Here is an 11,530-nt window from a genome sequence, read left to right as displayed (position 1 = left end):
CGATGTGGCATCCGTAGTAGTGGCCCGCTGCGACGATGCGGCTGTGGTCGACCCGGCCGGAGAGGCCGGGCACGGATGCCTCCAGCGGCGTGAGCTCATCCAGGATGCGCTTCATGTCCTGCACGCGGTAGCGCCACAGGTGGGGCCTGCGGGAGTCGTCCGCGGCGATGGCGACCCGCTTGGAGTCGAGGTGCGTGGCTTGGATCACCACGAAGCCATGAGAGGCCCAGTGGTCGACCAGCGGTGCGTAGCCGTCCAGGTCGGAGCCGAATCCGTGGGCGAAGAGCACGATCGGCAGGCGTGTGCCAGTGAGCGGTGCGGAAACGCGCACGTGCAGGTCCTGGCCGCGCTCGGGGGCGGGCAGCACGATCGGCTTGACCGTCACGGTCGGGGTGGGAGCGGGGCCGGTGGGGCCGGTCGTCTGGTGGGTCGTCATGTGCGTGCTTCTTTCCGGTGTGGTGCGGGTGGCGGGTCAGGTGGTCTTGACGTTGAGGATGCGTGCGGCGTTGATCCGTGACGTATCGGGCGAAAGCCCTGAGGTCATGTCAGCTACGCTAAAACTTGACGTTGACGTCAAAGGCAAGTCGTTATGGCGTAGATCACACGGAGCTCCGAATGCGCATTGGGGAACTCGCCCGCCGCACAGGCGTCAGCACCCGGGCCCTGCGGTACTACGAGGAGCAGAACCTGCTCACCGCCGAGCGAAGCAACAGTGGCCAGCGCCACTATCCGGAAACCGCGGTTGCCCGGATCCTCCTGGTCCGGGAGCTGTTCACCGCCGGCCTGTCGAGCAAGATCATCGCTGAGCTCACGCCCTGCGTCATCGACGGCAAGGCCACACCCGAACTCCTCGACCGCCTGGCTGTGGAGCGCGGTCACATCGACCAGCACATCGTCGATCTCACACACACCCGAGACCGGCTCGACGCGGTCATCGCCAGCGCCTCCGCAACCATGGACACCGGGACCCCCTGCCGGCCCGGCATCGACCGCTCCGGCGCAGGTCAGCGGCGCTACCCTCCGTGGTGGTGATCAAGAAGCTCGGGAAGGTGGGGGATGACGTCGTCCAGTCCGTTCGCGGTGCTCTGGAACAGTGACCAGCTCGTGTAGTCACGAGCACTGGCGAGCTCGCGAACGGCGCCGCTGCGGCGGGTGCTGCGACCGCATGTCGCCCGGGCCCGGGCACAGGGCACCACGAACGCCGTCATCGCCCGTCGCACCGGAAACGGCGCCCCGGGCGCGGGGCCGGTTCGACCTTCGAGTCGAGTCGAAGGTCTACCGTCGATGGCGTGAGCACCTACCGGATCTCGCAGCCGGCGGAACGCTGCGGCGTTACCGCCACCACGCTGCGCTTCTACGAGGATGTCGGGCTCCTGCCCGACGACAGAAGTGGACGGCCACCAGGGGTGGTCCGGTACGGAGCAAGGGAGCGGTCGGGTGTCGCAGGAACCGTCAGGTCCGGTCGGGCGGATGGAGCACCACCAGATCGCGGTGTATCTCGGCGCGTTGGCGGCGGGCGCCCTGGTGGGCTGGGTGGCACCGTCCGCCGGGCCGGGGCTGGAGCATGCCATCAACCCGGTGCTCGGCGCGCTGCTGTTCGTCACCTTCCTCCAGGTGCCGGCCGCCGAACTGCTCCGCTCGCTGCGCGACGGACGGTTCCTGTCCGCCGCCCTGGTGGTGAACTTCGTCGTGGTACCGCTGGTGGTCGCCGCGATGTTCGCCTTCCTGCCCGCCGACCAGGCCGTGCGGATCGGTGTCCTGCTGGTGCTGCTGTGCCCGTGTGTGGACTACGTGATCGTCTTCTCCGGGCTGGCCGGGGGCTCCAGCCGCCGCCTGCTGGCGGCCACCCCGCTGCTGCTGGTCGTGCAGATGCTGCTGCTGCCCGCGTTCCTGTACTGGTTCATGGGCTCGGAGCTGGCTGACATCGTCGAGGTCGGCCCGTTCGTCAAGGCGTTCCTCGTCCTGATCGTCATCCCCCTCGCGCTGTCCTGGGCGTTGCAGGCGTGGGCGGCCCGCCGCCCGGCCGGTCGGAAGGTATCCGACGTCGCGACCACCACGATGGTTCCGCTGATGGCCGCCACCCTGCTGGTCGTGGCCGCCTCTCAGGTCCCCAAGCTCGGCGACAGCCTGGCCGATGTCGTAGCCGTCATCCCGTTCTACGTGGCCTTCCTGATCGTCATGGCGTTCGCCGGGAAGGCCGTCGCCCGCCTGTTCCGGCTCGACGCACCCGCAGGGCGGGCGGTCGTCTTCACCGGCGCGACCCGCAACTCCCTGGTCGTCCTGCCCCTCGCGCTCGCCCTGCCCGACGCCCTCTCGGTGGATGCCGCCAACGACCGCCTCGTCCCCCGCCTCGTCCCCGCGGCCCAGGTCACCGCGGCTCCGTTCGGTTCCTGAGCGCGGTCGGTTCTCCCCACCGTCGTGGTCGTAGGGTGAGGGGTTTCGCCGGCGGTCCCGCGTTGCGGAGGCTGGGTTCGATGAAGATGACCCATCGGTTCGCACAGCCGGGCACCGCCAGGCCGCGTGCCGGTGCCACACACCAGACTCACCTATCAGCCCGCCCCCGGGCGGCCAGGGCAGCGGCCCCTGCCGCTCCGCCCGGCCGCCCGATACTGCGAGCCTCTCCGGCCCGATGAGTTCAGGAGTGGGAGCGGCTCCCGGAGATGACGCTGACGGGATGGCGGACGACCGCGTCGAAGAGGTAGCCCTGGGCGTTGGGGGTGCTCCGGACGGGCTGAGTGCGGCCGGTGGTGTCGGTGGCGCGGGCCAGCAGAGCGGTGGGGCCGGGCGTGTCGGGGTGCCAGTCGGTGGACCAGCGGGACCACGCGGCCGCGCGGGGGCGGTCCTGGAGCCGGGCGCGGCGCCAGGTGGCGCCGTCGTCGGTGCTGACCTCGACGTGCCGGATTCCCCCGTTGCCTGACCAGGAACGTCCGGTCAACCGGTGCCGGGAACCCGCGGCGAACGTCGCACCGGGGGCGGTCTCGAAGGCGCTCTTGAGGGTCTGCCGAGTCAGCGGGGCGCTGCCGCCCTCGGGGTAGGCGGGGCCGAACAGCTTGTAGAAGTCCGTGTTCCACGGTGAGTACAGCGGCTGATGTGAGACCTCGATGTCGCCAACCCACTTGATATTGGAGATGCCGACCCAGGACGGGACGAGGACACGCACGGGGTAGCCGTGGTCGTACGGCAGCGGCTCGCCGTTCATCTCGTAGGCGAGGATCACGTCGTCCAAAGCCTTGGCCACGGGCAGCGGGCGCCGCACACGGCCGAGGTTCACACCGCCGGACACGTACTCGTCGTCCAGGCCGCGCGGTTGGATGTCCACGGCGTGCCGGGTCAATCCGGCACGTTCCAGGACATGGGAGAGCGGGACGCCCCGCCAGCGGGCGGTTCCGATGGCGCCGAGCGTCCAGGCGGTTCCGGTAGCGGTGTCGCCCTGCTGGGAGGTGAAGTAACTGCGGCCGTTGCCCGCGCACTCGATGAACGCGTCGATCGTCACGGAGGGCAGGCGGCGCAGGTCGTGGTAGTCGAACTCGACCGGTCGGGTGGCATCCGGGGCGCCGCGCAGGCCGCTGCCCCAGAGCTTGAGGGACCAGGTGTCCCTGTCCAGCACGGGTGTGGAGGAGTGGTTGCGGACGAAGAACCGGTCCACCGGGGTATGGAAGCCGGTGCCCCGCAGCGCCGCCCAGTTCGTCTCGGCGTTGGTGCCGCGGATCGTGAACAGCTCCGGTGGGAGTGGTTTGACGATGCCCGGGCCCGGCGCGGAGGTGGCGGCGGCCGCCGGTGTCGGCAGGCCCGCCAGCGTCGTGACCACGCCGGCGGCGGCCGCCAGCCGCAGGAGATCGCGGCGGGACACGCCTTCGGCCCGGGCCTCACCGGCCAGCCACTGGGCCAACCGGCCGCGGTCATATATGGATTCGTCGCTACGCATGGGTACATACCTCTCGGGGGGAAGAGGGTGGACAAACGGGGGGCCGTCTCAGGCGTCGTCGGCCGGTGCCGACGCAAAAGCGCATGCGTGGCGTGCGCCGACGATGCCCGCGACGGGGCGGAGAAGGGGTGGAGCCGAAGCGAGGGTCAGCAACAACAGCAGTGCGGCACAGGGCGGCACATGGCTGAGATGCGGCTGTCGGCGGTCACGGTCCCGATGGTAAGGCCAGGCCAGCGGGCTCGTCCGGCGTATCCGAAAACCTGGACAGGTGCGGTCCGGCTCACATCCAACTGCCGCCAGTGACGCAGGTCCGGGTGTCCCTTGCCCTGAGCTCTCCCGGGAGCGATGTCGGTGGCGGCGCGTACGGTCGGGGCATGACTGACCAGTGGTGGGTGGGCGTACGTCAGCGGGTCGAGGCGGTGGGTGCGGGGCCTGCGGGCAGCAAGGTGTTCGGGGCCTTGGGCCACGAGTGGCTCTTGGAGGATCCGCTGACCGAGGGGGAGCTTGCCGAGCTCGAAGCCCAGATCGGCGTGCGGCTGCCGGAGGAGTACCGGGCCTTCCTGGTCCACGTCGGTGCGGGAGGCGCCGGCCCCGCATACGGCCTGTTTCCCGTTCGCCGGGTGCAGGACCGCTGGCGCTGGGACGGCGACGGCGCGGACCTGGCCGACCTCTCCAGGCTTGCCGAACCGTTTCCCGACCAGGGGCCGGACCCCGAGCTGCTCGACGACCTTCTCTCCCAGCGCCCCGAGGAAGAGGACCTCGACGACATGGAGGACTTCGACGACGCCATGGAGGCGTGGGACGCGCGGTGGGAGGCTGTCATGTTCGCCCCGGAGCGCACCGTCGGCGCCATCACCGTCTCCCACCTGGGCTGCGCCCAGAGGGAATGGCTGATCATCAGCGGCCGCCACCGCGGCACGATCTGGTCCGACCGTCGCGCGGACGATGTCGACCTCACGCCGCTCCTCGACCACGACACCCGGGTGACGTTCGCCCGCTGGTACACCGACTGGCTGAGCAACGCGGAGCGTGCCGCCCTGTCGGCACCGTAGACCGTGGCTGCGACCTGCGACCTGCGACCTGCGACCTGCGATCTGCGACCTGCGACCTGATCCGGGTTCGCGGGTGCCGCGCTCCTGAGGGCGCGGCGCCGTAGCGGCTTTTCGGCGGGGCGCGAGTCCCGTGCGTCCCTCGACGGACGGGACCCGCTTCTCAGGCGGCGCCGGCCTTCGCCGCCTCTGCGGCATCGGCTGCCGTGGCGGCGGCTGGTCGCGGCTTGCGGACGAGCGGGATCGTCGCGCACGCGGCGAGCAGGGACGCTGCGGCGACCGCGTACCAGCCGTGCTGGAACGCGGCGACCGCGTGTCCGGGGGCGGGGGTGCCGAGGATGCCGATCAGGATCGCGACGCCGAGGACCGCGCCGATCTGGCGGCCCATGGTCGTGATGGCCGAGCCGGTGGCGAAGCGGGCGGGGGGCAGGGCGGCCGCCGATGCCCCGGTCAGGACCGGGATCGTCATGCCGACGCCGAGGCCGGTCAGCATCATGCCGGGCAGAAGCGAGGCCGCGTAGGCCGAGCCGGTGTCGAGCGTCGCGGCCCACCACAGGATGCCGGCCGCGAACAGGACAGTTCCCGCCAGCGCGATGCGGCCCGCACCGAATCTGGCGACGGCGGGCCCGATCCGCAACGCCACCGGTGGCACCAGCAAGGGTCCGGGCGCGATGGCGAAGCCGGTGCGCAGCGCCGAGTAGTCCCACACGCCCTGGCACCACAGCACCGCGCCGAGCAGCATTCCGGCGAACGCGATGGCGAACAGCGTCAGGGCGGCCGCGGCCGCGGCGAACGCCGGAACCCGCAGCAGGGGCAGTTCGACGATCGGCACGGGGTGGCGGGCCGAGCGCAGGACGAAGCAGACGCCGAGCAGCACCGCGCCAGCCAGGCCGCCGAGGGTGCCGGCGCTGGTCCAACCCCAGTCGGGCGCCTTGACCAGGCCGAGTGAGAGCGTTGCGATCGATCCGGTGAGCAGCACGGCGCCGAACAGGTCGGGCAGCGGACTCTTCTCTGCCCGATCGCGTCCGGGCGAGGGCAGCACCTTGACACCGAGCGCGAACGCCGCGAGCCCCACGGGCACGTTGACGATGAACACCCAGCGCCAGCCGGCCTCGACCAGCAGCCCACCGACCACCGGCCCCAGTCCGGCGGCGATCCCGCCGATCGACGCCCAGGCCCGCACCGCCCCTGCGCGCTTGTCGGGCGCCGTCGTGTCGAGCAGCAGCGCGAGCGAGGTCGGTATCAGCAGCGCGGCGCCGGCGGCCTGCACGAGCCGTGCCGCTACCAGCGTCCCCACGTTGGGAGCGAGTGCGCAGCCGACCGAGGCGAGGGTGAACACCGCCAGGCCGGTCAGGAAGACCGGCTTGTGGCCGGAACGGTCGGCGACGCGGCCGGCGACGACGAGAAGTGCCGCGAAGACGATCGCGTAGCCGTTGAGGACCCAGGACAGGGAGCCAAGTCCACTGCCGCCGAACGAGCGGCCGACCGCAGGGAGGGCCACGTTGACGATGAAGAGGTCGAGGTTCGACATGAAGACCGCGGCGGCGACCGTCGCGAACACGGCGCGGGACGCCCTTGGTGGGTTTGAAATTCCAACTGTCATGGCCCGGAGGTTATCTGTGTGGGTTTGAAAACACAACGGACTCGGGGGATGATGGGGAACGTGACCTCGAACACGAAGCAGGGCGAGCACGCGGTGCCGCACCCCGAAGTGCCCGGACGGCCGTGCTCCGTGGCCGCCGCGCTGCAACTCGTCGGCGAACGCTGGGCCCTCCTGGCGATCCGCGAGATCTTCTACGGCAACCAGCGCTTCGACCGGATCGTCCGCAATACCGGCGCCCCCCGCGACCGCCTCGCCGCCCGACTGCGCGCACTGGAAGAGGTGGGCGTGATCGAGCGCCGCGCCTACAGCGACCGCCCCCCGCGCTTCGAGTACCACCTCACCGAGGCGGGCCGCGATCTCGCACCAGTGATGCGCGCTCTGCTGGCCTGGGGTGATCGCTGGGCGGTGGACGCTCCGCCGGTCGCCTTCCGGCATCGCGGCGGCCCCGGCTCCGAGCACCGCGCCGAGCACGACCTCGTTCCGACGTCGACGTGCCGGACCTGCGGTGAGGAGATCGGGTCGGGAGGTCTCACGATCGATGTGCGGGCGCCCGGATGGGATCGGGCCGGGCCCGTCGAAGGTTCCTGAACTCAGCAGCGATCAGGAGTGAAGGGGTCGCCTCGATCGGCCGGATAGGCAGCGCGGCCCCTGTGGAGGTGCCCCCGGTCCGCGTTGTGCACAACCGGCCATGGGTCGACCGGAATCAGACTGCTGATTCACATGGCTCGCACAGGCAGCACTCCCAGTGTCGTGCGCATGACCACTTCACATCGCGACGAGCCCGACAACGCCGTCGTCTCCCGGGCCCTGCCCCGTCGCCGCGTGCTGGCCCTGGGTGGGGCCGGCCTACAGCCAGGGCATGGGCGTGGGTGTCGACGCCCTGCTGAAATCGGCGAACGTGGCCCGGCGCTCGCTCTATGAGGACTTCGGCGGCAAGGACGGGCTGATCACCGAGGTACTGCGGCGCAGCACCGCCCAGGACGAGGCCACCTACAAGCACACCATGCAGGCCGCGGGCGACGACCCGCGCGCCCGCCTGCTGGCCGTGTTCGACGGCATCGCCGCATTCCTCGACACGCCGGACTTCCGCGGCTGCCGCTATCTGGCCGCCGACCTCGCGCTGGCCGACCCCGACCACCCGGGGCACGCCATCACCCGCGAGTATCGGGAGCGCGTGACCCGGCTGCTCGAACACGAACTCCTCGCGCTCGGGCATCTGCAGCCGGAGCGGGCCGCCCATCAAATCCTCCTGCTGATCGACGGCGCGCTGGCAGCCGGAGCCACGTGCCCCGAGACTCACCCGGCAGCCGCCGCCCGCCAACTCGCCGAGCAGGTCCTCGATACCCCGCGGCGTCCGCCCCGCGGCAAGGCCTGACCTCATCGCCGCAGCGAACGGGCGGGAAAAAGGCCGTGGTTCACGTGAGCGCCGGAGGATACCTTCGGATGATGCGGATACTGCATCTCTCTGACACTCATCTTGACCGGTCCGGTGGCCCGGATGCCGACGGGGCCGACGGCACCGCGGCGTTGCGCTGCCTGCTGGCCGAACTGGGCGATCTGCACGACCTCGACGCGGTAGTGGTCACCGGCGATGTCGCGGATGACGGTTCACATGAGGCCTACGCGCGGGCGCGCGAACTCCTGTCCGACTACGCCGGCCGCCGAGGGGCGAGCGTCTTCTACACGACCGGCAACCACGATGAGCGCACCGCTTTCGCCGGAGTCCTCGGCGTCGGCCACGCCCAGCCTGAGGCAACGTACGAAGGACCGGCCGGCGAGCGGGCGGGGGCGACCACCATCGACGGATGGCGGCTGATCACGCTGGACACCCTCGTTCCCGGAAAGGGATACGGCCGGCTGGGCGGCGGTCAACTCGACTGGCTCCGCGAGTTGCTGCGCACCACAGCGCCGTTGGGCACCGTACTGGCCTTCCACCACCCGCCGCTCGCCCTGGATGTCGAGGTGCAACGGGCGCTGGGTCTGCAGAACAGCGCCGAGTTGGCCGACACCATTCGCGGGACCGACGTCCAACTCATCCTGTGCGGACACTTCCACCTGCAGATTCTGGGGCGCTTGGAGCAGGCCACCGTTTCGGTCGTGCCCGGCGTCGTCAGCCGTATCGACCTCAGCGCCCGCCCCGGCACCGAGCGTGCCGTCCACGGCCCATCAGCCTCTCTCGTCCATCTTGGAGCGCCCCGCGGGCCCCTCATCCACACACTCCATGCCCGGGACCCGCGCATGGGGCAGACGGTCTACGAGGCCGACGAGGAGGAGATGCGCGAGGTTATCGACAGACTCGGCCCCGGCGCCGCGAGCTGAGCTGCGCTGAGCCGAATCCGGAGTCCACTGCAGAGCGGCCTGCGTTCGGCTGCCGCCGGCCGATCCTTGGTTGTCCGCACCACACTCGTTGACCGCGCCGGTAGTTCAAGCCATCAGACCTTCCCGATGCCGAGCGTGGTCTGACTGGGCAGCATTCCTGAGCTGAGGACCTCCACCCAGAGCGGGCCGAGGAGCTCTGCGAGCCGCGCGGTGTCGTCGGCGCCGAGCGCGTGCCAGGGGGCAGCCGCCAGTTCGTCAGTGCGGCGCTCGACCTCGGCGCGCAGGGCGCGACCCGCGTCGGTCACCACTCCGTCGGCGTCCAACAGTTCCCGCGCGATGAGCCGTTCGCGGGCGGCCGCCCACTCCTGCTCGCTCCAGCCGCGGCTCGCGAAGACCTCTGTCGGCGCCGCGCCGATCGCGGCGAAGGACACCAGGGCCTCCACGGGATCAAGTCCTGCGGTCAGGAGGGTGGCGAGATGGCCGTCGCCGCGGTGCTCGCGCAGGATCGTCGTGGCTTGCCACAGGATGAGATGCGGCTCCTGGGGCCAGGGCAGTGCGGCGTTGGCGGCGGCGAGCGGGCGGCCCGCGGTGTGCGCGGCCTCCGCCGCCCGGCGGGCGAGCGCGGCCGCCTCGGCGAGGTCGGGGCTGTCCGTCCGTTCGCCGATGAGCGCGCGGTAGGCCCGATCGATGCCCCGCCGGCGTGCCGCAAGCACCTTCTCCGGCGCGGCGACGTCCCAGGCGGCGGGGATGTACTCGGCGACCATGCGCGGACTGAAGCTGTAGAAGGCGGAGGCCACTTGATGGGCTCCGGCCGCCCCGAGCGGCGCCGCCCGCAAGGCGAAGTAGCTCGGCCAGCGCTCGTTGGTGTCAAAACCTAGCGCCTCTACCTCTTCGAAAACCTCGGGAGCGTAGTAGAGGACGGCGTGCAGTGGCTCCAAGAGATGCCACATCTGCCGTACGCGTCCGTTGCCGTTTTCCATGACGATTCCTCTTCCTGCGATCTCGCACATCTTGACATCGACTAGATTGCATTCGGCGAACCAACTTGTCAACGTCTAGATTGTGGGTAACCTGCTGCACATGACCACCGACCGCGCCTACCACCATGGAGACCTGCGACGAGCCGTGATCGCTGCGGCCCTCGACGTCATCGCCACCGAAGGACCGGCGGCCCTGTCCCTGCGCGACCTGGCCCGCCGCGCAGGCGTCTCCCATGCCGCGCCCGCACACCACTTCAAGGACCGCGCCGGCCTGCTCACCGCCATCGCCACCGAGGGTTACGGCCTCCTGTCCACCGCCCTCGGCGAAGCGGACGACCTGCGCGGCCTGGGCGTCCGGTACGTGCGCTTCGCCACTGCCCACCCGGCGCACTTCCAGATCATGTTCCGCCCGGAACTCCTCCGCCAGGACGACCCGCAACTCCTCGCAGCGCGCGAGGCGACGCGGAGCCGGCTCCGTGGAGCAGTGGCGGGCTACGGCGACGACCCGCTCATCGGCTTCATGGCTGCATGGTCGGTGGCCCACGGCTTTGCGACGCTGCTGCTCTCCCACAACCTGGACGGCCCCTTGGACGGCCGGGACCCCGAAGAGGCGTTCCGGGCGCTGACAGCTGAGATGTTCCATTCTGCCGAGAACCCCGCGACAGGCTGACCGGTATCAACGGAACCAAGGGGGGCGACGGTGAACCGGGGGCCTGGTCGCGGTGGTCGGCCAGGACGCACACCTGGTCGGTGCCGGTGACGTCCAGAAGTCGGGCAACGGCGGGGGTGCCAGCCACCCGCCGGCCGCGTCCCAGCCGCACGGGTCGATACACCTAGCTGTCGTAGGGCACCCAGGCACGCTCGCCTGTGGCGTTCGTGCCGTACCAGTAGTGCGGCATTCCCTTGATGCTCGTCGTGTGGAACGGGCGGCCGTGGTCGTCGATGCGGATCGTGCCGGTGCGGCCCTGGGAGGACCAGTCGACTTCGAGGTACCAGCGGGCGTCATAGGTCTGTGTCGTCGTATCGACCAGCAGCACCTCCGGAGCCTCGGCGGAGACGCGGTACGGCAAGTTCACTGCCAGGATGGTGTGTTGGCTGTCGGCGCCATCCTTCGGGCGGGCGATGGGGTGGTCGACATCGAGGTTCACGGTGAAGCGGCGGGGCGTGAGGTCGCTGCCGCAGCCTTGGCCCATGGCGTACGCGTTCCCGGCGGCCGGCTTGGCGCGGCTGACGATGCGGACGTGGAGCGCCTCCAGGACCACGGCCGTGGACGACCGCCCCTGCACCGAGATCTGCACCTTCGTCTGCCGCCCGTGCACCGCGCCCTGCGCCGCCGCCCACACCCCGGCGTCCTGCTCGGCCGGAGGCGGAGGCACCTGCGCCGGCGATTTGTCGATGACGTAGTCGTGGTCGCAGCCCTTGTCCCACACCAAGGAGTCGACACTCCAGGCGAGGGGCAGGCCGGCGGCCGGCCGCGTGGCCACGGTGGGACCGCTGCCGGTGGCGGACGGGACGGGATCTTGCTGCCGGGGGCTGGGCGAGGAGCGGCCGTCCGACAGGGCTGACGTACCGCTCCACATGGCGAGCAGCGCGCAGGCGACGGCGGTGGGCGTCAGGACTCGTCGGCGGCGGTACCAGGGGCGGGGAGCGGGGG

Annotated in this window: 11 protein-coding genes and 2 pseudogenes; 8 read left to right on the top strand and 5 right to left on the bottom strand. The window is 70.8% G+C overall.

Annotation, left to right across the window (positions count from 1 at the left end; all coding sequences use genetic code 11):
- A partial coding sequence (locus O3X23_RS40270; protein WP_443048121.1) for an alpha/beta hydrolase family protein occupies nucleotides 1–436 on the bottom strand: 436 nt, incomplete at its 3' end.
- 179 nt (nucleotides 437–615) lie between these two features.
- On the opposite strand from O3X23_RS40270, the gene O3X23_RS40265 reads away from it, so the two are divergent.
- The 3 genes and pseudogenes from O3X23_RS40265 (at nucleotide 616) to O3X23_RS40255 (ending at nucleotide 2,394) form a co-directional block, all read left to right on the top strand.
- Nucleotides 616–1,032 (top strand): MerR family transcriptional regulator, encoded by a 417-nt coding sequence (locus O3X23_RS40265; protein ID WP_269279066.1) that lies wholly within the window; start codon nucleotides 616–618, stop codon nucleotides 1,030–1,032.
- Nucleotides 1,033–1,289: 257 nt separating this feature from the next.
- A pseudogene (locus tag O3X23_RS40260) lies at nucleotides 1,290–1,367 on the top strand (MerR family transcriptional regulator); the annotation flags it as partial.
- Nucleotides 1,368–1,437: 70 nt separating this feature from the next.
- A complete protein-coding gene (locus O3X23_RS40255) occupies nucleotides 1,438–2,394 on the top strand; it encodes an arsenic resistance protein (RefSeq protein WP_269279062.1) in 957 nt (318 codons plus the stop codon).
- A gap of 241 nt (nucleotides 2,395–2,635) precedes the next feature.
- Here O3X23_RS40255 and O3X23_RS40250 read toward each other — a convergent pair whose 3' ends face one another.
- On the bottom strand, nucleotides 2,636–3,925 hold the full coding sequence (locus O3X23_RS40250) for a sulfite oxidase (RefSeq protein WP_269279059.1): 1,290 nt from the start codon (nucleotides 3,923–3,925) through the stop codon (nucleotides 2,636–2,638).
- Between the two features lie 374 nt (nucleotides 3,926–4,299).
- Between O3X23_RS40250 and O3X23_RS40245 the strand changes: the two genes are divergently transcribed.
- Nucleotides 4,300–4,977, top strand: coding sequence for an SMI1/KNR4 family protein (locus tag O3X23_RS40245; RefSeq protein ID WP_269279056.1), 678 nt, complete (start codon nucleotides 4,300–4,302; stop codon nucleotides 4,975–4,977).
- Nucleotides 4,978–5,137: 160 nt separating this feature from the next.
- Here O3X23_RS40245 and O3X23_RS40240 read toward each other — a convergent pair whose 3' ends face one another.
- A complete protein-coding gene (locus O3X23_RS40240) occupies nucleotides 5,138–6,577 on the bottom strand; it encodes an MFS transporter (protein ID WP_269279053.1) in 1,440 nt (479 codons plus the stop codon).
- A 60-nt stretch (nucleotides 6,578–6,637) separates the two neighbouring features.
- Here O3X23_RS40240 and O3X23_RS40235 point away from each other — a divergent pair, with 60 nt between their 5' ends.
- From O3X23_RS40235 to O3X23_RS40225, 3 genes are all read left to right on the top strand, one after another.
- Nucleotides 6,638–7,165 (top strand): winged helix-turn-helix transcriptional regulator, encoded by a 528-nt coding sequence (locus O3X23_RS40235; RefSeq protein ID WP_269279049.1) that lies wholly within the window; start codon nucleotides 6,638–6,640, stop codon nucleotides 7,163–7,165.
- A gap of 271 nt (nucleotides 7,166–7,436) precedes the next feature.
- A complete protein-coding gene (locus O3X23_RS40230) occupies nucleotides 7,437–7,952 on the top strand; it encodes a TetR/AcrR family transcriptional regulator (protein WP_269279046.1) in 516 nt (171 codons plus the stop codon).
- Nucleotides 7,953–8,020: 68 nt separating this feature from the next.
- On the top strand, nucleotides 8,021–8,896 hold the full coding sequence (locus O3X23_RS40225) for a metallophosphoesterase family protein (protein WP_331284009.1): 876 nt from the start codon (nucleotides 8,021–8,023) through the stop codon (nucleotides 8,894–8,896).
- A gap of 113 nt (nucleotides 8,897–9,009) precedes the next feature.
- Here O3X23_RS40225 and O3X23_RS40220 read toward each other — a convergent pair whose 3' ends face one another.
- Nucleotides 9,010–9,876: an SCO6745 family protein gene (locus O3X23_RS40220; protein WP_269279043.1), complete on the bottom strand. Its 867-nt coding sequence runs from the start codon at nucleotides 9,874–9,876 to the stop codon at nucleotides 9,010–9,012.
- Between the two features lie 100 nt (nucleotides 9,877–9,976).
- On the opposite strand from O3X23_RS40220, the gene O3X23_RS40215 reads away from it, so the two are divergent.
- Entirely contained in the window at nucleotides 9,977–10,546 is a 570-nt protein-coding gene (locus O3X23_RS40215) for a TetR/AcrR family transcriptional regulator (protein WP_269279040.1), read from the top strand.
- Between the two features lie 163 nt (nucleotides 10,547–10,709).
- Here the strand turns inward: O3X23_RS40215 and O3X23_RS40210 are convergent.
- Nucleotides 10,710–11,530: pseudogene (locus O3X23_RS40210) on the bottom strand (transcriptional regulator); the annotation flags it as partial.

This window comes from Streptomyces sp. H39-S7 (genome assembly GCF_027158205.1).
In the GTDB taxonomy this organism is placed as follows: Bacteria; Actinomycetota; Actinomycetes; order Streptomycetales; family Streptomycetaceae; genus Actinacidiphila.
This window is presented reverse-complemented; position numbering and strand designations above follow the sequence as displayed.